The 23342-nt window shown below is 51.9% G+C and carries 12 protein-coding genes and 1 pseudogene; 2 read left to right on the forward strand and 11 right to left on the reverse strand.

The features are described from left to right. The first annotated feature begins 455 nt into the window (after window positions 1-455). The gene (locus AC0QH1_RS06580; protein WP_324630163.1) at window positions 456-1778 is read left to right on the forward strand and encodes a DUF481 domain-containing protein; all 1323 of its coding nucleotides are present in this window, start codon (window positions 456-458) and stop codon (window positions 1776-1778) included. A 256-nt stretch (window positions 1779-2034) separates the two neighbouring features. Here AC0QH1_RS06580 and AC0QH1_RS06585 read toward each other — a convergent pair. From AC0QH1_RS06585 to dxr, 5 genes and pseudogenes are all read right to left on the reverse strand, one after another. Next, window positions 2035-9069: pseudogene (locus tag AC0QH1_RS06585) on the reverse strand (amino acid adenylation domain-containing protein). Between the two features lie 499 nt (window positions 9070-9568). Beyond that, the gene (locus AC0QH1_RS06590; protein ID WP_324630165.1) at window positions 9569-10639 is read right to left on the reverse strand and encodes a pentapeptide repeat-containing protein; all 1071 of its coding nucleotides are present in this window, start codon (window positions 10637-10639) and stop codon (window positions 9569-9571) included. A gap of 182 nt (window positions 10640-10821) precedes the next feature. Then, a complete protein-coding gene (locus AC0QH1_RS06595; RefSeq protein ID WP_324630167.1) occupies window positions 10822-11037 on the reverse strand; it encodes a hypothetical protein in 216 nt (71 codons plus the stop codon). A gap of 25 nt (window positions 11038-11062) precedes the next feature. Further along, a complete protein-coding gene (locus tag AC0QH1_RS06600; RefSeq protein WP_324630168.1) occupies window positions 11063-11749 on the reverse strand; it encodes a tetratricopeptide repeat protein in 687 nt (228 codons plus the stop codon). A gap of 124 nt (window positions 11750-11873) precedes the next feature. Further along, the gene (gene dxr / locus AC0QH1_RS06605; protein ID WP_324630169.1) at window positions 11874-13094 is read right to left on the reverse strand and encodes a 1-deoxy-D-xylulose-5-phosphate reductoisomerase; all 1221 of its coding nucleotides are present in this window, start codon (window positions 13092-13094) and stop codon (window positions 11874-11876) included. Between the two features lie 426 nt (window positions 13095-13520). On the opposite strand from dxr, the gene AC0QH1_RS06610 reads away from it, so the two are divergent. Beyond that, on the forward strand, window positions 13521-13754 hold the full coding sequence (locus tag AC0QH1_RS06610) for a Nif11-like leader peptide family natural product precursor (protein ID WP_324630171.1): 234 nt from the start codon (window positions 13521-13523) through the stop codon (window positions 13752-13754). Window positions 13755-13909: 155 nt separating this feature from the next. On the opposite strand, the gene AC0QH1_RS06615 is transcribed toward AC0QH1_RS06610, so the two are convergent. The 6 genes from AC0QH1_RS06615 to AC0QH1_RS06640 all read right to left on the reverse strand — a co-directional run bounded on the left by AC0QH1_RS06615 (window position 13910) and on the right by AC0QH1_RS06640 (window position 23156). Then, the gene (locus AC0QH1_RS06615; RefSeq protein WP_324630172.1) at window positions 13910-15304 is read right to left on the reverse strand and encodes a 1-acyl-sn-glycerol-3-phosphate acyltransferase; all 1395 of its coding nucleotides are present in this window, start codon (window positions 15302-15304) and stop codon (window positions 13910-13912) included. 143 nt (window positions 15305-15447) lie between these two features. Then, window positions 15448-19449, reverse strand: a complete 4002-nt coding sequence (locus AC0QH1_RS06620; RefSeq protein ID WP_324630173.1) for a hypothetical protein — start codon at window positions 19447-19449, stop codon at window positions 15448-15450. Window positions 19450-19761: 312 nt separating this feature from the next. Continuing rightward, window positions 19762-21777, reverse strand: a complete 2016-nt coding sequence (locus tag AC0QH1_RS06625) for a ribonuclease catalytic domain-containing protein (protein WP_324630174.1) — start codon at window positions 21775-21777, stop codon at window positions 19762-19764. 86 nt (window positions 21778-21863) lie between these two features. Continuing rightward, the gene (rpsR, locus tag AC0QH1_RS06630; RefSeq protein WP_324630175.1) at window positions 21864-22079 is read right to left on the reverse strand and encodes a 30S ribosomal protein S18; all 216 of its coding nucleotides are present in this window, start codon (window positions 22077-22079) and stop codon (window positions 21864-21866) included. A 110-nt stretch (window positions 22080-22189) separates the two neighbouring features. Continuing rightward, on the reverse strand, window positions 22190-22378 hold the full coding sequence (rpmG, locus tag AC0QH1_RS06635; RefSeq protein WP_324630176.1) for a 50S ribosomal protein L33: 189 nt from the start codon (window positions 22376-22378) through the stop codon (window positions 22190-22192). 202 nt (window positions 22379-22580) lie between these two features. Further along, complete coding sequence (locus AC0QH1_RS06640) at window positions 22581-23156, reverse strand: RDD family protein (protein ID WP_324630177.1); 576 nt, start codon at window positions 23154-23156, stop codon at window positions 22581-22583. Window positions 23157-23342: the final 186 nt, after the last annotated feature.

The following is a 23342-nucleotide window of genomic DNA, read 5'->3' on the forward strand; positions in this document are numbered from 1 at the left end:
AGGGGGAGAACTCCTCCCTACGCATAAATGACGAGGGTTTCCGTTCTCCCCCTTACCAACCCTAATTTCTGATGAAAGCCTGCGGCGATCGCTTCCCTAACTAAGCAACAGGGGGCGTTAGCCGCACTTCCCTTTCCAGATCGAATCAAAACCAATGAGTAGTCATAAATTGGGTAGCATATTTGCGTTGGCTGTTGTCCGGGCGGGGAAACCCCTGCAATTGAACTGCTAAGCTTTGAGAAGGTTCCTTTGCCATTAACAACCCACTGGAAACCTCCCAAATTGGGCACTGGGAAAGTGCTGTACTCGGAGTTAAAAAATTTCCAGTGGCTGAATGTTGATTTTACCATCGATTAATGTAAAAATAATCGAATAAGCCGAGACATTTTTGCATTTAAAGTGCAAAAAATGCTTGGCTTTCGTCCAGACAAAAAGTTCGTGTGAGGTGATCGATCTTGAAACGAAAAATATTAGTTTCTGGCGTATTATTGGCGCAGGTATCCTTCGCCAAAGCAGGGGCAGCGGTTAACTCCGCAGAGGTTATCCCCGTTGCAATACCAGATGGGTGCGCTACTTGTTATCTCGATGGGATGCAAAGGGGCGATCGCTCCCTGGTGGAACTCAACCCGGTGGAATTGAGCCTTCAACTGGCCCAAGCCACACCCAGTTTGGAATTTTTATCTGATGCCTTAGAAGTGGCAAACACGATCGCCGATCCGCAAGCTAAGGCGAGAGTGCTGAGTCAAATTGCCCTGAAATATGCCGAAATCGGCCAAACCGAACGGGCGGAAGAGATTTTACTCCAAGCGTTAGCCGTGGCAAATACCCTGGAGGATAATGCAGCCCAGGCGCGGATACTCAGCGAGATCGCGATCGCCAGGGTCGAAATCGGGGATGAAGACGCCGCCACCGGTATTTTATCCCAAGCCGCAGACATTGCCAATGAAATCTCGGACTCGGCACAAAAAGCAGGGGTCTTGACCGAACTTGCCCTTGCTTACGATCGCCTGGGAGTCTCGGCGATTTCGGCGCAATTGCTCGAGGAAAGTCAAGCCCTGGCGATCGCGGCTGAAGTCCCGGAAACCCCCACATTATTTCCCTTAGAACCCACGGGATGGAACGGAAATGTGGGAATAGCCGCCAGTCTGTCTTCCGGGGCGGTCACCACCAGTATCGCTACCCTATTTGCCGGAATAGACCGACAGTGGGCGCGACAGGAATGGGATGCGGGCATTTCTCTGAGCAACAACTTTGATGATAGTCGGGTCGAACCCCTAGATGAAAACCAATTTCAAGGTCAGTTTGACACCGAGTACCGATATCACATCACTGCGCGATATCAATATTTTGCCAGCTCTCAAGTGCAGCGCGACGAACTGAATAATATCGACCTGCGGACGAACTTTTTTACCGGCCCGGGTCTTAATTTATGGCGCGGCGGACCGGACCAAACGTTGGATATGCAACTGGGTTTGGGAGTTCGCTACGAAAACTCGGATATCGAAAGTGACGACTTCGATTTTCCCGTCGCGCAATATCGCCTCCGTTACAAAGATATCTACTTTGACGTCCTCAACTTGACCCAGTTTCTGACGGTTGAGACTCCCCTAGATGATGTGGAAGATTATTATATCGAATCGACCACTACCTTCGGCATCCCTATCATTCAGGGTTGGTCGTTCAACAATTCCCTGCTGTTGCGATATGCGGCTAATCCTATTTTAGATAACCCGAACTTGCGGGTGGATGTGATTACGGGCATTCAGTACGACTTTTAATTGACTGAAGCCCAATGGAGTGCGATCGCCGGGAGAGGAAATCCGGGCGATCGCCACTTTCCCTTTAGCGTCTATGGCATTGCGTCATTCCTATGTTTTGTTAATTCAAAGCAAAGTTTAGCCCTTTTTTATGGTAGCTTTCCACCACGCCAGAGATTGAACTCATTTAACCACTGTCGAGAAAGTGCGCCGTGAAGTCAACCCATTTTCTTCCAGAAAGCTCACAGCGATCGCCTCAGCGGTCTATGTGTGTGAATCATCGCACAACCCGTCGCAGGCAAGCCTGCCACTCGCGAGCGAGAATCCGAACCTGGGGCTGACGCAGCATCCCATAATGGTCTCCCGGAATCGTCACGGATGTCAACTCTCCCGTTACCAAAGAACTCCAGCCTCGGTCTTCCTCGACTGCACGACTCGCACAAAACAGGGCAACCCGACCCCCATAAGGTTGGGGTCGATAGCGCGCATAGGCCATTTGGTTCGCTTTGAAGACGCGGAACAAGTGACGCATCTGCTCCATACCCACTTCCGGTGGCAAGAGATTCAGCCGTTCGGCTTCCGAGAAAATGCGATGTAATTGCGCTTCTGGCTCGAGTTGCGCCAACTTTGCGGGTGAAAGCGCCATTGGGGTGCCAAACAAACCCCCTAAATCCGTTGCCAGAGCATGAGCGAGGGTAGCTTCATCCAGGGGTTCGCGATTCGATATGGCATGGGGGGCATAGCTATCGATTAACCCCAGCAATGCCACCTCACACCCGGCGTCCAATAACTGGCGCGCCATTTCCCAAGCCACCACACCGCCCATCGACCACCCGCCCAAATAGTACGGACCGTGGGGCTGAATCTCCTGCAAGGCGTCCAGGTAGGTAGCCGCCATCTGTTCAATTGTGGTGAAAGGTTCCGTTTCGCGGGATAATCCTGCTGACTGCAAGCCGTAGAGCGGTTGGGATGACCCCAACTGGCGGGATAACTCTGTATAGCACAGCACGTTACCGCCCACGGGATGGACGCAGAACAACGGCGGCATCTCGCCGACGGGTTGAATTTCAACCACGGGAGAAGCGGAACGGATATTGCTCTCGGCGTTGAGCAGATGGGCTTGGCGTTCGATAGTCGGTTCGGTAAACAAGGTTGCCAAGGGCAGATGTATTCCCCACTGTTGCTGGATGCGAGCCATCAAGCGCACCGCCAACAGGGAATGACCTCCCCAGTCAAAGAAGTTGTCTCGCACGCCCAGGGTGGGGATATTGAGAACTTCCGACCAGATTTGAGAAAGTTGCAATTCGGTGGTCGTGCGGGGTGCGATCGCTCCTATTTCTCGCTCGGCATCGGGTTTGGGGAGGGCGCGGCGATCGCATTTCCCATTGGGCGTTAGAGGGATTGCCTCTAAAAAGACGAACGCAGAAGGCACCATGTAGTCGGGTAGCTTGGTTTTCAGGAAACCGCGCAACTGGGAAGATGTTACTTGCGCGTTCGCAACAGTATAAGCGATCGGGCGCTTGTCTCCAGGGGTGTCTTCTCGTAGAATAACCACGGCTTCGCGTACTTCTGGGTGTTGAGCCAGGGTTGCTTCGATTTCTCCGAGTTCGATGCGGAAGCCTCGGATTTTCACTTGGTTGTCGATGCGTCCGATAAATTCGATGTTGCCATCGGGGAGATAGCGGGCTAAATCGCCCGTTTTATAGAGGCGAGAACCCGGTTCGTTACTAAAGGGGTTGGGGATAAATTTTTGCTCCGTTAATTCCGGGCGGTTGAGATAGCCTCGGGCTAATCCCGCACCGCCGACGTGGAGTTCGCCCGGTACGCCGATGGGGACGGGTTGGAGATGGCGATCGAGAATATAAATTTGGGTATTGGGAAGGGCATTTCGGAGAGGAAAAGTAGCCATTGGCTTTATTGGTGAGTCATTCTTCAGACGATAAGTTAACACGCCCACAGTTGCTTCTGTCGGTCCGTAATGGTTAAAAATAGTAGAGTTAGGAGCGTGGGATTGAAGACATTTAACCCACTCAAAATGAGAGGCTTCACCCCCGAGAATCAATACTTGACGTGGCAGTAGCCGCCCAGAGTGAGATGAAGCTTGCAAAGCGCTCAGATGCGAAGGAACGATTTTGAGGCACTCAATGGCTTGCTGCTGGATATAATCCGCGAAGGCACCGGGTTCGGATGCTCGTTCTTGGGAGAGGATGTGAAGACATGCTCCCGTACATAAAGCGGGAAAAAGAATAGTATTGCCTAAATCTGTAGTAATGCTGGAGACTAAAGCAAAGTTGCGACAAGAACTAAGAGCGAACTGCCGAACAATCCCATTGAGGTAGTTGGTCATCGATTGGTGTTCGATCGCGACTCCCTTGGGTTGACCTGTTGTTCCGGAGGTGTAAATAACGTAGAGCAAATTTTCTGGCTTGACTGTAGGGACTAAATTGCGATCGCCCTCTCGTGCGATTACCATCCAATCTGCATCTAATAGAACCTGACGCACTCGCTCTTGTAGCTGTAGATGCCCCAACTGTTTTTGAGTTACTAAAACTGATACTTGGGAATCTACGATTTGATAGACCAATCTCTCTAGAGGAGCGTTAGGGTCTAACGGCACATAAGCTCCACCTGCTTTGAGAATCCCCAACAATCCGATTATCATTTCCACCGAGCGATCGATACAGATGCCCACCAGCACCTCTGGCCCGACGCCCAAACTTTGCAAATACCGCGCCAGTTGATTTGCCTTCGCGTTTAACTGCCGATAGGTTAGGCGTTCTGACTCAAAAACCACTGCGATCGCATCGGGGGTGCGTTCTACCTGCTCTTCAAATAACTGATGGATGCACTTATCCCGGGGATACTCTGAAGCCGTATCGTTCCATTCTACTAACAATTGATGTCGTTCGGCTTCCGTTAGCAACGGCAGTTTGCTAACTGGGGTTCGGGGGTTAGCGACTATAGCTTCCAGCAAGGTCTGAAAATGTGCCATCATCCGACGGATCGTTGTCGCCTCAAACAAATCGCGATTGTATTCCCAATATCCAATTAATCCCGCTTCTGTCTCCTCCATCGACAGGAACAAGTCGAACTTGGCTTTTGCGGTGTTCATTGGCATCCACTTAAAACTTACTCCAGGCAATTGCAAAGGTGCGATCGGGGCGTTTTGCAGGGTAAACATCACCTGAAAAATCGGCGAATGGCTGAGACTCCGTTCCGGTTGCAGTGCCTCCACCAACTGCTCGAAAGGTACATCTTGATGGGCGTAAGCATCTAAGGCGGTTTGTCGTACCTGTTGCAATAAGTCAGTAAATTTCGGATTGCCTGCAAATTGAGTTCGCAACACCAGGGTATTGACAAAAAAGCCGATAAGCCCTTCTATTTCGCTGCGGTTGCGGTTGGCAATAGGCGTTCCGACTACAATATCTTCCTGAGAGCTATAGCGGTAGAGTAACGTGGCAAACGCTGCAAATAGCGTCATAAAAAGGGTAACTCCCGCTTCTTGACTCAACTGCTTTAACCGTGAGGTGAGTTGCGCTCCACACTCGAAAAACGCTTTACCCCCTCGGGAGTTCTGTATAGTTGTGCGGGGATAGTCCGTGAGCAGTTCTAATATCGGTAGCACTCCCGCTAACTGTTGCTTCCAGTAATCCAGTTGGGGCGCGATCGCATCCGCAATCGTCGGTTGCCGCTGCCAGCTCGCAAAATCCGCATATTGGATCGGCAGTGGCGGTAGCGGCGACGGGTTCCCTAACACATACGCCCCATAAAGCGCTTCCAACTCGTGGCACAATACCCCCCTTGACCAGCCATCGGTAATGATGTGGTGCATGGTTAGCAATAGCACATAGTCATCGGCTGCCAACTGCAATAGAGTCACCCGCACTAAGGGATCGTTTGCCAAATCGAAGGGTTGCCGAATGTCGCGATCGCCCAAACGCTGCACTTCTTTCAGCCGTTCCTCTGGTGGCACATGCTGTAAGTCAACCTCAGTCATTTTCAAATCCATTTGGGGGGAAATTACCCGCACTGGAGAACCATCCACCGCTTGATAGTTAGTCCGCAAGCTCTCGTGACGGCGGACGATTTCTTGCAACGCCGCTTGTAGCGCTTCTACCTGCAGGGAACCGGATAGGTGCAACGCTTCTTGCTCGTTATAGGTAACGCTGCCTTCCTGCAATCGGTCTAAAAACCACAGGCGTTGCTCGGCAAACGAGAGGGGCAAGTCTCCATCTCGCCGCAGCGGTTGTATGGGAGCTAGTGTTTGGCGATTGGCTCGCGCGATCGACTCGCTAAGTTCCGCCACGGTGGGCGATTCAAACAACCGATGCAGGGACAGTTCTATATCGAACCTGTCGCGCACCCGCGAAACCAGTTGAGTGGCACCGATGGAGTCTCCTCCCAACATAAAGAAGTTGTCGAATATACCCACTTCGTTGAGATTCAACACCTGCGCCCATAAGTCGGCGAGGATTTCTTCGGTGGGAGTTCGCGGTGCCACAAACTCGACGTCCAGAAGCGGGCGAGATGTATCCGGGGCGGGTAGGGCGCGTCGGTCAATTTTTCCGCTGGGCGTCAGGGGCAGTTCGTCCAAAACAACGAACGTCGATGGCATCATATAATCGGGGAGTTTTTCTCGCACAAACTCTCGCAACTGAGGGACGAATTGGCTGCGATCGCTTGCCCTGTAAGGCTGGTTCGCATAAGCGCCCCAGGGTTTTAGCGCGATCGCGCGAGGGTAAATCATGCTGCTGTCGGCAATCATCTGAGTATCGCCTCGCACGAATATAACATCGTAACACCCATCGCCACCGCTCGCCGACCAGGTAAGATTAACCCGATAACCCACCTCTGACTCACATTCCCACCACTCTTCCGGTTCGATCCCTTCTGCGGTAATTAAACAGCGCACTTCCCCTGCGGTTTGAGGACAATCGTCACTGGCTAGCACTTCCATTGCTCGCATATCTCCCGAAATCCTAATGTTGGGAACTTCGGTGACCACCAGGATTTCTGGGGAGGTTTCTAGCAGTTGTCGGCAAACCGCAGCTATGGTCAAATTATCCTGCTGCCAGTTAAGATACATTGGAGGCGCGATCGGATGGGAAACTTTTTTACCGAGGTGGAGTACCACATCGTAGCGGAAGCGAGTCATTTCGTTTTGATAGCGCCCGCGCTTGAGTTGAATTTCAACGTGACTGATTTGGGGCAACCGTTCTTTGAGGGCAAGGAAAAATTCCGGATCGATGATGAGTCGTTGTTCTCGACGAAGGCGATCGCTTATCCGCCGATCGAGTTCGGCTACCGACAGAGAGGCCGGCGATCGATACAACTGCACCGACGTATGGAACGCTTCCAACAGCGGCAAACTCAGCACGTCTCCAAGGAAAATTTGCCCCCCCGGTTCCACTAACTCCACCGCCGTTTCGATCGCCTCCACCAAATAATCGATACTGGGGAAAAACTTAATCACCGAGTTAGAAATTGCCGTATCAAACGATTCGCTGACCATCTGTGCCAACCCATCCGCCGGCGTCTGACGCAGCGTCACCGCAGGAGAATCGCCGATTTGTCGTTCTAGGTAACGAATCGCTTCTCCAGAAAGATCCGTAGCATAGTAATGCTGACATAAGGGCGCGATCCGAAACAGCAGCAACCCGGTGCCGCAACCTATTTCTAACACTCGAGTCGGTTGCAACGACAAAATCCGCGCTACTGTATAGTCAACCCATTCTCTCACCTGCTCTGGGTCTAAGTCTTTTCCAGTATAAGAATCGTTCCAGCCGCCAATATGAAAGCTCGCATCTTGCGTCTCGTCGGGTTGGATGTAAGCTTCATCCCAGATTTTTTGCCATTGTTCGGTCTGGTTTGCTGCATCCTGGGATAGGGAACGGGCAACTAGATAGGCAACAAGACGTTTTTGGTTCGGGATATCTTCTCTCGCTGCAACCACAGCTTGCTTGACTTCGGGATGTTGGTTCAGGATTGCTTCGATTTCTCCGAGTTCGATGCGATAGCCGCGAATTTTTACTTGGTTGTCGATGCGCCCCAAACATTCAATGTTGCCATCGGGAAGGTAGCGAGCCTTATCTCCTGTTTTGTACAGACGGGAATTCGGTTCAGTGCTGAAGGGATTGGTAATAAATTTTTCGGCGGTCAGTTCTGCGCGATTTAGATATCCTCTCGCTAAACCGGCACCGCCTACGTGCAATTCTCCCGTTTCGCCGATGGGGACGGGTTGGAGAGCGTCGTCAAGAATGTAGATTTGGGTATTGGCAAGGGGCTGTCCGATCGCTACCGACTCTTCCCCGGGTTGTACCTGATAACCGGTTGCCCAAACTGTAATTTCTGTCGGACCGTATAGATTCCACACCGCCGCACTTTTTTCTAATAATTTGTCGGCTAACTCTCTCGATAAGCTCTCTCCAGTGGAAATAATTTTTAGCTCTTTGCTCCCTTGCCAACCTGCGTCTAACAGCATTCGCCAAGTTGCCGGCGTTGCTGACATGATTGTAGCGCTGTGTTGCCCGATCGCCTCTATTAACTGGGCGGGGTCTTTTGTTGCTTCTCCACTGGCAATAACCACCCGCCCTCCCACGGTTAAAAGACCGTAAATTTCGGGCACGGATACGTCAAAGGATATGGTGGTGACGGCTACGATTGTATCGCGATCGCTCAATCCCGGAAAACTGGCAAGCGACTGTAGTAAGTTCACCACCGAACGATGAGCAATTTGTACTCCTTTGGGCTTTCCCGTAGAACCCGAGGTGTAAATCAGATAGGCTAAATTTTCCGACCTGATTTCACTCTCTAGATTTTCTGCACTTTTTTCCGATATCTCTTCCCAGTCATTTTCTAGGCAAACCTACTTCAAATTTCGCGTTTTCGGGGTTGTCAAATTCAGCACTCCCGATGCCAGAAACGCTTGGGTGACGACAATTGACAATCCGGCATCTTCAATCATAAAGGCCAACCGCTCTGGCGGATAGGCTGGATCCAAGGGTACGTAAGCGCCACCTGCTTTCAGGATGCCCAACATGGCTACCACCATTTCTAAGGAACGCTCGATGCAAAGACCCACTAAAACTTCCGGTCCGACGCCCAATCCTTGCAAATACCGCGCCAATCGATTGGCGCGTTCGTTCAACTCCCCATAGGTGAGTCGCTCGTCTTCAAATACCACCGCCACCGATGCGGGCGTTCGTTCCACTTGGGCTTCAAATAACTGGTGGATGCACCGAACGTCGGGATACGTAACCGCCGTATCGTTCCAGGATTTTAATACGCGATCGCCTTCTTCTTGCGTCAACATAGTTCTCTTTTTTATTAAAAAAAAGCAATGTTTATCCCTTCTTGAGTTGGGATTTTTACCCCAGAAATTGTAGTCATTCAACTATAAATCGCTGATGCGCTTGTGTCAAGGTAGGTTGGCTATTTTAACTTTATCTTAACTTTTCCTGGTCTCACATACCACGAATTTCCAATTTTGTCAAGCACCAACTCGTTGAATCGATCGCTTCAATGTTTTCCGATGCATTACTACAGTCCGGAAAAACAGGCTATAAATAGAGTTATAGCTTCAATATTATTGGGTTTTGTTAACCACCTAAAAATCGATAAGGCTGATGTAAAGTGTTACATCAGTTTGGCTGGGGTGGAGGGGCTATGAAGAAAGGCGATCGCTCGCGTCTGTGCAGGAAAGACGTTACCCGCACGATGGGGTAAGGAGTCCATCAGCGGAGCCTCTTAGAGGGCGTTCCCAGCACGATCTGGGAACGAATTGTAATTATTGTATAAAATCGCGCGCCAATTTAATCTCGCACGCTACCATCGGGCATTTTGGTATCGGCGAGGGAAACTTCGCGCCAGTGTGAGGGTTCTAAATACGCCCCCCTCAAATCTGCCCCACTTAAGTCCGCACCGCTCACTTGGGCTACATTAAAATTCGCGCCACACAAGGAAGAATCGCGCAAGCTCACTTGACTCAAATCTGCTTGATTGAGATTGGCGCGGTGCAAAAAAGACCCAGTTAAGTCCGCTTTACTTAAATCCGCAAAAGATAAATCCGCTTTGCACAAGTTCGCTTCGCATAAATCCGCCTGAGACAAATTCGCATGGGTCAAACAAGCCGCTTGTAAATTAGCCCGAAATAGAAACGCGATTCGCATCTGCGCTTCACTTAAATTCGTGGCCATTAAATTCGCTAAACTCAAATTCGCACCACTGAGTTTTGCGCCACTCAGATTCACCCCATCTAACTCAACACTATTGAGATCTACCCCATTAAGATATGCCTCGGAGAGATTCACACCATTGAGAGAAGCGCCGCGCAATAATGCACCGCTCAAGCGTGCCCCTTGCAGATTTGCCCAGTTCAAGTTCGCCTCGACTAAATTCGCCGAACGTAAATTAATTCCGCGCAAATCTGCGCCACATAAATTCACCCCACTCAAACAAGCCAACCGCAAGTTTACTCCGGTTAGGATTGCCCCACTCAATTGCGACCCCATCAGCACAGACTTGACAAAATAAGCGCCGCGTAAGTTAGCTTTTGTCAGATCGGCATCGGTGACAATTGCCTCATTTGCTTTGGCAAAACTCAAATTGGTGCGGTGCAAAAAAGCCAAATGAAGATTGGCCCCGGTGAGAATGGCGCGCGAAAGGTTTGCGCCGACGAAATACCCGCCGGAAAAGTCCGCACCGGCTAGGTTGGCTTTTTCTAGATTCGTTCCAATTAGATTAACGTCTCGAAAATCTCTTTCTCCTGCTGCATACCGTTCGAGTAGTTCCTTGGCATCCATTTGATTTAACTCCCATTCATTAAAGGCGATCGCCTCATCTGCTGACCCCATTTCCCCGCAACTGCCTAAGTTTTTGGGCAATCTTGGCGCGATCCTATTGTTCCCGTTCGAGATAATTCTTAACAGGGGGTCAATTTATCGAGAATATCTCTATTAAACCTCAGATTTGACCTGATGACAAGCCGGAAAACTGGGAATTGGGTTTGTCGTCCGATCGCCCGCAAGCAAAGCAGAGTTAATCCCCGACTTATTGTAAAGTTTTGTCAAGTTTTATGACCCATTCTACAGTGGAGAATGCTAACCCGCTGGTGGGGAAACAACGCGATCGCCGAAACAGAGAAAACCTGGGTGAAAGGCGGTTGACAAATCCGGCGATCGCGCGGGAGGCTAGAGAATACAGTGAGGCAAAAGCAGGGAGATGGGAGGTATTGGAGGCGATCGCAACCCTTTCCCAAAGCAGTGGAGCCTTGATGCGGCATTTTCCCCTCCGGGGAACGAGGGATATTACTCTTCGCGATTTTGCAATTGCTCCACGATCGCATCGGTGCGATTGGCTAAAGGCAAATTGCCTTGAGAGCGAAATAATTGCGCCGCTTGCTGAAAATCGGCGATCGCTTCTTCCGTCTTTTCCTGAATCAACCGAACGCTTCCCCGGTTATAATACGCTGCAGCTTCCCCAGGATTGAGCCGCAAGGCGCGATCGAAATCCTCAATCGCTTTATCGTACTCTTCCTGCAGAGCCAACACGCTTCCGCGACCAATATAGGCTTCCACATAATTGGGATTGCGACTCAACGCTTCATTATAATCCTCCAGGGCTGCCTCTTGATTGCCCATTGCGGAATGAGCGCTTCCTCGCCCGATATAGGCTTCAATCGTCGAGGAATTCAAGCGCAACGCTTGGGTATAATCGGCGATCGCCTCAGATTGTTGCCCGGTTCGGGAAAGCAGATTCCCCCGCCCGATATAAGCCTCTGCATTATTGGGATTGAGCTGTATCGCCTGAGAGTAATCCGCGATCGCGCCTCGGATATCCCCTTGCTGTGCTTTCTGCATCGCCTGGGCCATCAAGTCTCGCGCATTAGACTGCGCCACCACCCGAGGCGTTTCCCGGGCAAAACTCGTCTGAGGGATGCCCGCCAAAGCGCCGATAGTGCCTAAAATAGCTAGACTGCGATAAATTCGATTCATAGCTGAATTCCACCTAAAACGAATGGATTTGTGACCGCGTTTGAGGATTTGACTTGCTTAATTATTTTAATCGCGCCCACACCCGATTGGGGTGGGGCGCGCCATCGGGGGAACCACGGGATGCCTAACCCGCCTTTGCGGTAGCTTCTGGAACGACTTCGGTGTAAATGGGGCGATTTTCCAGGGTTTCACTTACTTCTAACACTGCCTTTCGCGCCCATTTATCCACGGCAATAATTTCTTCTAAAGACGGCGTGGGATTGTTCTCGGTTTGGTGGCGATCGCACACTTGTTCGATAACGCGCGGAATATCCAAAAACGTAATTTTTTCCTCTAAAAATAACTCCACAGCTTGCTCGTTTGCCGCATTCAATACCGCAGGCATCACGCCTCCCGCACGACCAGCAGCATAGGCCAATTCCATGCAGGGATACTTGTCGCGATCGGGTTCTCGGAAGGTTAAATCTCCGGCTTTAACTAAATCCAATTGTTGCCAATCGGTATAAATTCGCTCGGGCCAAGACAAGGCATAAAGCAAAGGCAATCGCATATCCGGCCAGCCCAATTGCGCTAAAACCGAAGTATCTTGCAATTCAATTAACGAGTGAATAATACTTTGCGGATGAATCACGATATCGATATTATCGTAATCCATGCCAAACAAATAATGCGCTTCGATGACTTCGAGTCCTTTATTCATCAAAGTTGCCGAATCTACGGTGATTTTTTGGCCCATTGACCAGTTGGGATGCTTCAAGGCATCGGCAACTTTTACGGTGGCTAATTTTTCCACCGGCCAATCGCGAAATGCTCCCCCAGAGGCGGTGAGGAGAATGCGTCGCAATCCCCCTTCCGGAACCCCTTGCAAACATTGAAAAATTGCGGAATGTTCCGAGTCGGCGGGGAGTAATTTCACCCCATGTTTTTCGATTAGGGGATTGACTACCGGGCCGCCGGCAATTAAGGTTTCTTTATTGGCTAGGGCGATATCTTTGCCCGCTTCAATCGCCGCAATGGTGGGAAGCAACCCCGCACAACCGACAATTCCCGTGACTACCGCTTCCGCATCGCCGTAACGGGCCACTTCTACTACGCCGGATTCTCCACCCAGCAGGATGGGTTGGGGGTCGAGGTCGGCGATCGCCGCTTTCAGTTCCGGTAATTTTTCCGCCACGCAAATCGCCGCTATCTGCGGTCGAAATTCGCGAATTTGCTGGGCTAACATTTCAACATTGCGTCCGGCGGCTAACCCGACTATCCGAAACCGATCCGGATGATTCGCCACAATATCTAAGGTTTGAGTGCCAATGGAGCCTGTGGATCCCAGAAGTGTAATCGCTTTCACAATTGTTCGTTTTATGAGTTCCTGCCCCTCCACTATACGGTCTTCCGAGTCCCGATTCGCAAATCCGATCCCGGTTTTGTGCGCCACCGTTGCCCACTGGGGGAATTTTTTGGGTATTTTTACTCGTTTTTTGCCGAATTCGCTCAGGAAATCCCCTATTGGATCCCGAACTTCTCCCGAGTTTTTTACTTTTTGTTAAGTTCTCTCTCAGTTTTTTAAACTTTTGTCAAGATTTTCGCAAATTGTGTGGCAAAGGGTTTATCCTCATAACTATAACTTGCCACAACTTGCAATATCGGCCTCGGTGACACAGGATATCTAAGACAAATTACTCAGGATTACTTGGCTGAGGCCAATATCGCTCAATCGCACGATTTAATAGAGGTTCGTGGATTTTTTACTGAAATTTTAAGGAGATTTACCACAATGACACAGAAAAACGCAGCTCAACTGTTTAAAGCTGTAAAACAAGATATGGCATTAAAAGAACAACTGCAAGCGGCTAACAATTTATCTCGGTTCCGAGAGTTGGCGGAAGCTAGAGGCTATCGCTTTACCGATGAAGAACTGCAACGCGAAATTAGCCAATTGTCTGAAGAAGAATTAGCCTCGGTGATGAATCCCGGCATTGCTCCTCGCCATCACATCCTACATCGATAATCTCATTTTTCGGGTTTCCAGGTAATTCTGGAAACCCGAAAAAGCGGGGGATTGAAATCGCGCCTAGGCACAGGCTAATTCCGCCTAGGCTGACTATTTTTTTACAGGCATTGCCCACCGCAACGTTAAACTCGATGGGAAACCCGTCAAAATTTTTAAGAAATAATCATGTTTTCCAGGGCAGTTTGCAAATCTTTGGTTAATTCAGCGATCGCGCTGCGCCGCTTTTGTTGATAATTGGCGGCGCGATCGCTGACGGATATCGGTTCGCCTACGGTCAGCTTAACCCGTTGCGGTCCTAGTTCGGGACGGTTCAAAAACGGATCTTCGCCTTTGATGCGGGCGATGGTATCCCACACCAATAAGGTGGTTTCTGCAAAGCGTTCAAAGGTGGGTTTTTCGCGCACGTATTGACCGGTAACCGCCACAAAACTTTCCACCAGTCGCATGTGCCACATCCGCAAACTGGCTTCTTCCGCTACGCGATCGGCAAGTCCCCGTTCTAACGCTGATAGAGCCTCAAAATCCTCGATATCCTCGCGATAAATTCGCTCCCATCCCGCTTGTTCCAATCGCCTACAGCGGTCGATTACATTCCCTTTGGCAGACACCTGAAAATACTCTTCTGCCACTTTTAATGCTTCATCTAATAAGGCGGGCAATTCCCGGGTTAACTCTATTTCTTCTGCTGACTTTTTCGGTATGTCTCGATGATAAAACCGCCGATAAAAGTCTTCCATTAACAAGAGCAAATGTTTGCCCAAGCGAATCAAACGCGGGTAAAGATAAGCTTGATGGGTGAGGTGGGGATGGTCGAGGGCAGATTCTTTAAGTTGGTCAGTGGGTAGGGGTTCCAAGCCACAAAATGCCTCCATGCGACTTAAGAGAGTTTCTACTGCATCCCAATTGTCTTCGATATAGAAATACTGAATGCCAAGGGGAAGGATGAGGACTTCTTCCGGGCGATCGGCTTTTTTTAAATCTTCCACACACCAAAATGCGAGTTGGGCGATTCCGGGTTCTAAGGGACTGACAATTTCATTGTGTCCGTTGGTGGCCCCTTCCGGACCGGCGGCGAGGGGAAACAACCCATTGATAAATAATTCCCGGGCCGATCGCAACCCCTGACGGTCCATTTTACCCCGTTGAATGGGTGTGGCCCCGAGTTTGGAAAACACCCATCCCACCCATTGTCCGGCCCACAGGGGAATGCCGCGATCGTACAATGCATGAACGTGGGAGGGTGAATGGAGGACGATCGCCTTTTCTTTCGCCACTTGGGGGACGATGCGCCACAATAATTCCGAGACGGCAAATGGATCGTGGGTACTCGGATGTCGGGCGGCGATCGTAAAGCGAATTTTGCCCTGTTGAAACTGGCGATACAGTTCCACAATCCGCTCTACATTTTCCGCTTCAATTTCGGCGATCGGGGTGTTTGCTTTCCGCCACAAGGGCATCAACACTTGGGCGGCGCGAAACACCAAGGGATTGAAATCTGGGGGGATAAATTCTAACGCCGGTTGAGCTTGAGTGATTGGATTTGGCATGATGTTCGATAACGGGTTTAAGTCTCTAGTGTGTTCGGAATATCGCAGCAGATTTACTCATTTTATCCATTCCAGGGGCAAGGGGGAAACGCTGCCCGGAGAAACTGACTGACCATTAACGCCCCGATAAATTTCCCCTTCCTTTACTCCCAATGGTCTAATTCAATCAGCCAATTTTGTAAAACGGCGATGATTTGTTCCCGGCGGGTTTCAAAGGTGGCGGCAATCCAAATTAAGAGGATACCGACTATCAACCCCACGATCCATCGCAAAAATGAATAAAGCGCGTTGAGAATCACCAGTTGATTCACGGCATTGAACAAAAATACGACGGTTCCGACATAGAGAAAGGCGCGAATTCGCAGTATCAATCCGGCAAAGATAAATCCCAGGCTAATCAGGCCGGTAATTAACCAGTGATGGGTGAATAGGATAACAAAACAGAAGGTGCCGCTGGCGAATAATCGGATGAGATGTCGGATGGGTTTTTGTGCGGATTCCTTCAGGTCTGGCTCGACTCGAGCGAAGTATAGCACAGAAGCGACTAAGGGCGTGATGTACCAGAGGATATCGGTGAGGTTGAGGGTGTCAAACCAGCGCAGCAGCGCCCAGTCTATGAGGGCGACACTGAGATAGGTCAGCCGAATTTGGCGGTACATTCGGCTCAGGAAGATATAAAATGAGGCGGATAGGGTGGTGGAAAAGTACCACGCTACATCGGTGCTGGTGTAGGGGGCATCACTGGTGGCGAATACTCCGATCGCCGGTAAGCCGATCGCTGTTCTGCGCCAGGGTTTTTGCGGCCATCCCCAAGTTTCCCAGGGCAGAAAATAGAAAAAGTATGCCACCACACAGGCGATCGCGCCGCCCCAGAGAATCACCACCGCTTGAAACTCGCTGGGTAGGCGCGTCACCAGATAAGTGACGATTCCCGCTGCTTCTAAAATGCCTAGGTAAACCCAGAGTTCGGCGGTTTCGGGAGTGGGGTGATGGCGACCTCGGGCGATCGCGTAGTGGCTCAAAAAGATACCGGTGCCCAATCCTACCCAGTCGGTGGATGAGATGGGATAGGCGATCGCGCTGGCTAACAGGGTGCTGCTCAAACCCCAGTGCAGGTGCGCCAGAAAGGCCAATTCTTGGGCACTCAGGGGCAGAAACTCGCTCAACCACGGGCCAAGCAGGCGATATTCATAGACGATTCCAGCGCCTAAGGCGGCCATTGCAATTAAGCGATCGCCGGGATACATGGAGGCGACTTGATAGTATAGCAGCTCGTAGGCGGCCAGGGAACATCCGAGCAATCCGAGATATACTAGCGGTTTCCCTTGGCGATACCTGCGCCCAATGCCAATGGCGATCGCCGCAAGTCCGAAGCTGGTTAATCCGCTCCAACTGGTAAAGCTTCCGCCCCGCAATGCCACTCCCAGAATGCCGTAAAACAGGGGAATCGCGTTCAAACTGTGGGGCAATTCTCTGCGGGTGCGCCTCATCCACCATTCGCTTAAAATGAAGGCGATCGCGCCGAGGAGGACATTCGCCACGGCTAAGCTAATCCAGGTGCGATCGAACAGGCCCAGCATTTCGGCACTCAGCAATTCTAAGCTCCAGGCTAAGATATAAACCCCCTGCTCTGAGGGGTCTTGCAACAGCCGATAGGCGATCGCGCCAGTGGTGAGAACGCAGGCAATTAGCACTGCGGTGGAGGGCACCAGCATTTCTTGGTAAACGGTAAAGGAGTGCAGGGCGATCGAGCTCACTTCTAGGGCGAGGATGGCGTTTGCCCATCCCTGGGCGGCGCGGGCATACACCCGGGATAGTTCGGTGTGGCGAGGCATCAGCCAAGTGTGAGTTAAGGCTAAAGCGCCGATCGCACTGCCTCCGACGACAAGCCAATCCTCGCCGACCACGGGAGGCAATCCCAATAGGCCGAGGGCCAATATCTGGCCGATGAAGCTCAACCCACAGCCAATGGCGATCGCCGCCGATACGGTTTCTCGCAAGATGCGGGTATTCAGCAGCATGACTGCCGTGGCGATACCCAGGGCGATCGCGCGCGTTTCTGCGGTTTCTAAGGTCAGCAGTTGAGCGGCTAAGGCGGCGGCTACACTCAACGCCGCCGCCCCGCGAGAGCGCTCCCGGGAGCCATAGGCAATGGCGGTTAGCCCCACCGGCGCGATCGACCACAGAAGTCCCCATTCGGAAGCCATTCCACTTCCATAGGGCTGATAGATGTTGTAGGTAAAAATATAATAACTGACCAGCACTACCCCTAACCCTAAATACCAAGCAGTCGCGGCACAGGTGCGATACAACTGCACCCAGGGAGGGCGCGTTCTCAATTCTAGGGCGAGGGAAATCCCCCACTCGGCGATCGCGAGGGCTAATAACAGGCTGGCCCACCCTTCCATCGGCAGATTGGGGACTGCCCAATTGACGCTGGAGAGTAGGGCGAGCAATGCAGTGATGTGGGTGAGGTAAATTAAAGTCGGCGCACTGTGCGGTAGCTGAGGGATGGGCGATTCTGCTGCCTCATTGTCTCCTTCGTCGGTTCCGATTGTGAGGCGACGATAGGTGACGAGGGCGAGGGTGACGGTACATGAGTATAATGTGAGATTCAGGACGCTGGGATTGGCTAGGGCGAGGCTAACCAGAATCAGACCCAATCCGAGGCAGAGGCGATCGCCGGTGACGGCACAGGTGCGCGCCCGGGAGTGGCGATCGCCTGCAGCTTGGCAATACAGCCAATCGGTCAGCCACACCATCAATAGCAGGTAGGGAAACAGGGTTAGGCTGAATAACACCCAGGGGTTTTCTTGCGCTTGGGCGAGTTGCTTGCCGGTGGCGATCGCGCTGTTGCGAAGCACGGGGGGTATTAATTCTCGCATCAGCCAATATGCTTGCAAACCAATGGCGAAAATGGCGATAAAATCAACAACGCGGAAAAACCAACGCAGGCTTACGCTCAACCACCACAACGCCAGGGCGCTGACGGCGATCGCTTGCCAGGGTAAGGTCCATACGGAGATTGCCCAACCTAGGGCTAATAAGCTACCCCCCCAGAGTGACTCGGAAAATCCGGCCCTCGGGCGCGGGTCTGCTTCTGAGGCGCGATCGCTGGCATGTTTCGCGGCGATGGTTCGCGCGTGGGCCAAAATCCAACCGCAGATTCCGATGGCTAATCCGAAGCGATCGAGGGGCAACCCGACGATGAAAATGGCGCGCCCCAGCACCACGGCGGTGGCGTAAAGTCCGAGGAAAATATCCCGGCGGCTCAATCGGCTCGGCGGTGGGGGTGGGGGTAAGTTACTTTCGGCATCGGGGCGATCGCTGTGGCGGGCGGGTTCCCCGGGCACTAAGGTACTCCCCAGGGCGGTGAGGATGGCACTGAAATACACCGCCACGAAGGGCCATCCGGTCAATCCCCACCCCCAATGCAGGTAACAGGGCACCATGTAGAGGGTGAAGGGTAAAATCGCCGATGGGCTGTTTTTGCAGTGGTGCGCGATGATGGCGCTCAGAACTGGTGCGGCGATCGCGATCGCTCCCCATCCCGCCAAGGAGTTCCACAACCCAAACCCACCCATCGCCCAAAAATTTACCGGCACCAGCAGCAGTGTCACCAGTTGCAGGGTTTGAGCACTCAGGCGCAATCGCCCCTGTTTGCCCGCCCACTGGCTGGCTCCCCAAAACATGATGGTGTAGGTGAATAACACCAAATACTGACCGGCGGCGGGAAATCGTTCCCATTGGGTGGCGGCGAGTACCCCGGAGGACAGAAGCACCATAAAAACGCCGAGAAACAGCAGCCATCGCACGCTCAGTTCTGCCTTGAGCGACTGCAATATCCGGAACCCGGGAACTGGGGCGCTTTCTCCCTGACTCCCGTCTTCTGTGGGTTGCTCCGGGGATATCGGAGGGGCGGTTTGCAGTTCCCGAGGGGGTTCCTCTGGAGTGGCTGTTTCTTCGGTTGCAATCTGTTGCGGTTGCGGTAACGGATGGCTCAGATAGGTTTGGCACAGGTTCCTGACCTGGCGATCGTCGAGCAATCCCAAACGCACCCAAGCCTCCAGCCCTTCTAGTAATCTAGGGTTGGAGGCGTTTAAATAGAGTTTTATTGCAATGCGCGGATCGGGTTGAGAAGACATGGGCAGGTTCTCAAAGCTTAATCGAAATTATGCTCCTTATTCACCCGATCGGGCGAGGGTTTTTATGGAAGTTAATGAATTGGCATAGGTCCCCCCAGTCGGTGCGTCACCCCCGATTTTTTATTTGGTTGTTTTCCCATTTGTTGGGTGCGGGGGTGACGCACCCTACGGTTTTTTTATTTTGAGGTTATAGCATGTTGCCAACTGTTAATTTTTTGGAAAAAAATCTAAGCTCTCCTGGGCTGTTGGGGAAAACAGGAAGAGAGCTAAGGGCAAGTGATAATAAAATTTGCTGTAAAGGGGGGGGGAAGATTAAGATTGAGCGGTTTGATAAATCCGTTCTTGGAAGTGGATTTGGTCTTCCCGGGGGTCGGAGTAGGCGACTTCGAGTTCCAGGCGATCGCCCAAAGCCACCGCCCGGGGGACGCGCCATGCCAGTTCGATCCCCAAATCTTCTAATAAAATCAGGACCAGATTTTCATCTTCTCGCAGCCAGCGCAAGACCATTGCCTGCCAGACTTCCCCGGAGTGACGGCGCAGATATTCCAAAACCCAATAGCGGTTGGTTTGGCGTTCCACCAAGGAGGCTTCTTTCACGGCGGTGCCGATACTGGACATGATATCTTGCACCTCTTGGGTCGAGAAGGGAAGTTCCTCGCCGCGCAGGTGGGCCTTAATTTGGAAATGGGCCAATAAGTCGCTGTAGCGGCGGATTGGAGAAGTGACCTGGATGTAGGTATCCAAGCCCAAACTCGCGTGACGCGCCGGGGTGAGGCTCATTTCACTGCGGGGCATACAGCGACGGATGGCACTGGCGCGTACCGGCCCTGCGGGAAGGACGATTAATTCTTCTTCCGGGGGCAATTCCGGCTGAGGTTGGTTGCGAAAGGGTAGGGGAAGATTGTGGGTTTGGGCGTAGCGTCCCGCCACTTCTCCCGCCAAAATCATCATTTCAGCCACCAACTGGCGCGAGGCGGAATCTTCCAGCAGTTCTACTGCAATCTGGTCGTTGTCGTAAACCTTAATCGAGGCATCGGGCATGGAGATGCTAATTGCCCCTTGAGACCGTCGCCATGTTTGGCGACGCTTGGCCCACTCAGAGAGTTCGGCGATTTCGGGTTCGGCTTGCACGCCGAGTTCGAGCATCTCATCCACATCGGTGTAGGTCAGGCGATAGGTGGGTTGGATGACCGTGGGGTGGATGGTGTATTCCTCCACCGCGCCGCTTTCATCTAAAATCACGCCGAAACTCAGGGCCGGACAACGCTGACCCTGAACCAAACTCATCGGGCCGGTGGCCAATTCATGGGGGAACATGGGCACGATGCCGGTGGGCAGATAGAGGGTAGTGCTGCGCCGACGGGCTTCCAGGTCTAGTTCATCTCCGGGAGAAATCAATCGCGAGGGGTCGGCAATGTGGATCCAAATACGCTGACGCATCCCATCCAGGGTTTCGATACTCAAGCCATCATCGATTTCCTGGGTACTTTCATCGTCAATGGTGTACAGCTTCAGATGCGTCAGATCGAGACGATGGTTCGCTTCGCGATCTTCAGGCGGAGAATTCAAATAGCTTTGGGCCACGTCGAGTACCTTGGTAGAGAAATGAGTGGGAATCTGAGTGCGTCGCAAGAATAAATTCTCGTGCTCAGACCACACCCCTAAATCTACCAAAAGCCGGAAGGCTCCTTGGGGGGTCTCTGGGCGGTCTAAGGCGGCGAGGGTTTCTTTGGCGGTATGGCGATCGCGCGCGTCTTCTGCGAGGGCGGCATAATTTTCCAGCGCCTCAATCCGAATGCGATCGCTACTCGCCCAGTCTACCGACTCCCCTGCTAGAGTGTCTTGCACCCGCGCGACAAATTCCGCCCATTCTTGCTGTCGCTGGGTTTCTACCGCTTGTTGATGCTTGAGATCCGCCACCTGAGATGGCGATCGCGGTTCGTAGCGATCGCCTTTGTGCTTGAAATATATTTTATCTTCACAGAGCAACACATGCGCCGCATACCGTTGAGCGGGATTGCACTCGGAAAACAGCAGCATCGCCATGTCGGCTGGATCCACGCCCTGACCGTCCTCTACCAGGATTTCCCACGCCACCTCTACGCTTTCTGGGTCGAGATATTGTTCTACCTCCCGTCGGAAAGACGCGATTTCCGCCTGGGTGAAAGAACCCCCTGAAATTTCGTAGCTGACTTGTCGCGGGGGGATGCTGTTGGATTGCCCATTCTCATCCACCACAATCCAGTTCTTTTTTCCATCAGGTCGATCCGCCACGGCGAGGCGTCGCTCACCGTGCAGCCGATATTCGAGCAGCGTTCCCTTCTCCACAATCAATACTCCAAACTTTAGGGTCTAGGGTTTACATCTTCACATTTCCCCTAAAATCCTAATTCCTTCCCTCCCGCAAATTTCTCTTATGCTTCTTGATTCACAAATGGCAACAACGCCAGAATTCTAGCCCGCTTGATTGCTTTGGTCAGATCGCGCTGTTGCTTGGAGGTTAACCCGGTAATCCGACGGGGTAGAATCTTGCCCCGTTCGGTAATAAATTTTCTCAGCAGCTCCACATCTTTGTAGTCGATGGGTTCGCCCGGTTTGATTGGAGAAACTCGACGACGGTAGTAACTCATAGCAGTTTTTTCGATTTAATGGTTTTCTTGCAGACCAGTGAACGACACTTAGCAAAAGTCCCGCTTTCACCTCAACGAGCCGACTGCTACATTGAGGCTGGGACCCCCAGTTATTTCGTTTCTTTATGGACGGTGTGTTTGTTGCAATAGCGGCAGTATTTTTTCAACTCCATCCGTCCGGTGGTATTGCGACGATTTTTCTGGGTGGTGTAGCGCGACACTCCCGGTCTTCTTTGATCCGGATTGGTGCGGCACTCGGTACATTCGAGGGTGACGACGATACGGACGCCTTTAGCCATAGGTCTCCCGGCTCCAAAAGCTAGACAGATTTAGACACGATTTATCATTATCTCATAGCCGCGTCTGCTTCAACAAGTCTATTTGGCTGGTTTTGATAAAAATTGTTTATGGCTGGCTCGCAATTGGATAGCGGATTGCTGACCTTGGGCGAAGGCCGATCGCCGGTTTGGCTTCCTTGTCTTCTCCTCGCCGATGGAACTATCATTCCCGGTCTTTTCCCCGCTCTACCCGCTCGCGATACAACCGTCGCAATTGTCTATACCACTTTTTGGCTTTAATGTCAAGGGAAAAGCCGCGCATCGTTGCCACCACCATCGTATTGGCAAGGCGATCGTGAAATGCCTGTTTCCGCATCGGATCCGTCGCCGCCGCACTACAATCGATCGCCAAAGGCAGCAGCAGCAGCATCCCCGCCCCATGTCCCGGGGTAAGATGGCTCAGTCCGATCGCTGTCAGAACCGCCCCGATCCCGGTCATCGCTTCGCGCTTGAACAAGTCTTGCAACAGCGGGGTGCGGCCAAATCTCAGGTCCACGACTTTCATATCCAACGCCCAAGACCCCAAACTCTGACCTTGATTGCGACCCACGAGCAATACCCGCATTCCCAACCACAACAACAAGAACACCACCACTTGCCCGAATTCCATCCCCGGGGAATTGGGATCGCCGCCCAAGGAACTGAGCAGGGCTACCACCCCATAATCAATGATAAAAGCAGCCCCCCGACGCGCGATCGTCACTTTGGGGAAGCGCTTATAAAGCGGATCCGTATCCATAATTCTCGAAATATCCTATTCTTCGGATTAGGGGTCGATAGGGGCTTTGCAACCCCTACCTCCCATTCAGAACCGGACATGAGACTTTCACCTCATCCGGCTCCTAGCTAATTTATCCCTTGTCATGGGAGCTGATTTTCGCTTGATATTCCTCAATTATGATGAGGTCTCTTGCGGTTTTACGGT

The sequence above is a fragment of the Phormidium sp. CCY1219 genome (genome assembly GCF_055795085.1).

Excerpts from the sequence above, each read along its gene's own strand:
- AC0QH1_RS06595 (WP_324630167.1), bottom strand. The coding sequence starts at position 11,037 with ATGCCGCATCAAGGCTCCACTGCTTTGGGAAAGGGTTGCGATCGCCTC.
- AC0QH1_RS06600 (WP_324630168.1), bottom strand. The coding sequence starts at position 11,749 with ATGAATCGAATTTATCGCAGTCTAGCTATTTTAGGCACTATCGGCGCT.
- AC0QH1_RS06610 (WP_324630171.1), top strand. The coding sequence starts at position 13,521 with ATGACACAGAAAAACGCAGCTCAACTGTTTAAAGCTGTAAAACAAGAT.
- AC0QH1_RS06615 (WP_324630172.1), bottom strand. The coding sequence starts at position 15,304 with ATGCCAAATCCAATCACTCAAGCTCAACCGGCGTTAGAATTTATCCCC.
- AC0QH1_RS06620 (WP_324630173.1), bottom strand. The coding sequence starts at position 19,449 with ATGTCTTCTCAACCCGATCCGCGCATTGCAATAAAACTCTATTTAAAC.
- rpsR (WP_324630175.1), bottom strand. The coding sequence starts at position 22,079 with ATGAGTTACTACCGTCGTCGAGTTTCTCCAATCAAACCGGGCGAACCC.
- rpmG (WP_324630176.1), bottom strand. The coding sequence starts at position 22,378 with ATGGCTAAAGGCGTCCGTATCGTCGTCACCCTCGAATGTACCGAGTGC.
- AC0QH1_RS06640 (WP_324630177.1), bottom strand. The coding sequence starts at position 23,156 with ATGGATACGGATCCGCTTTATAAGCGCTTCCCCAAAGTGACGATCGCG.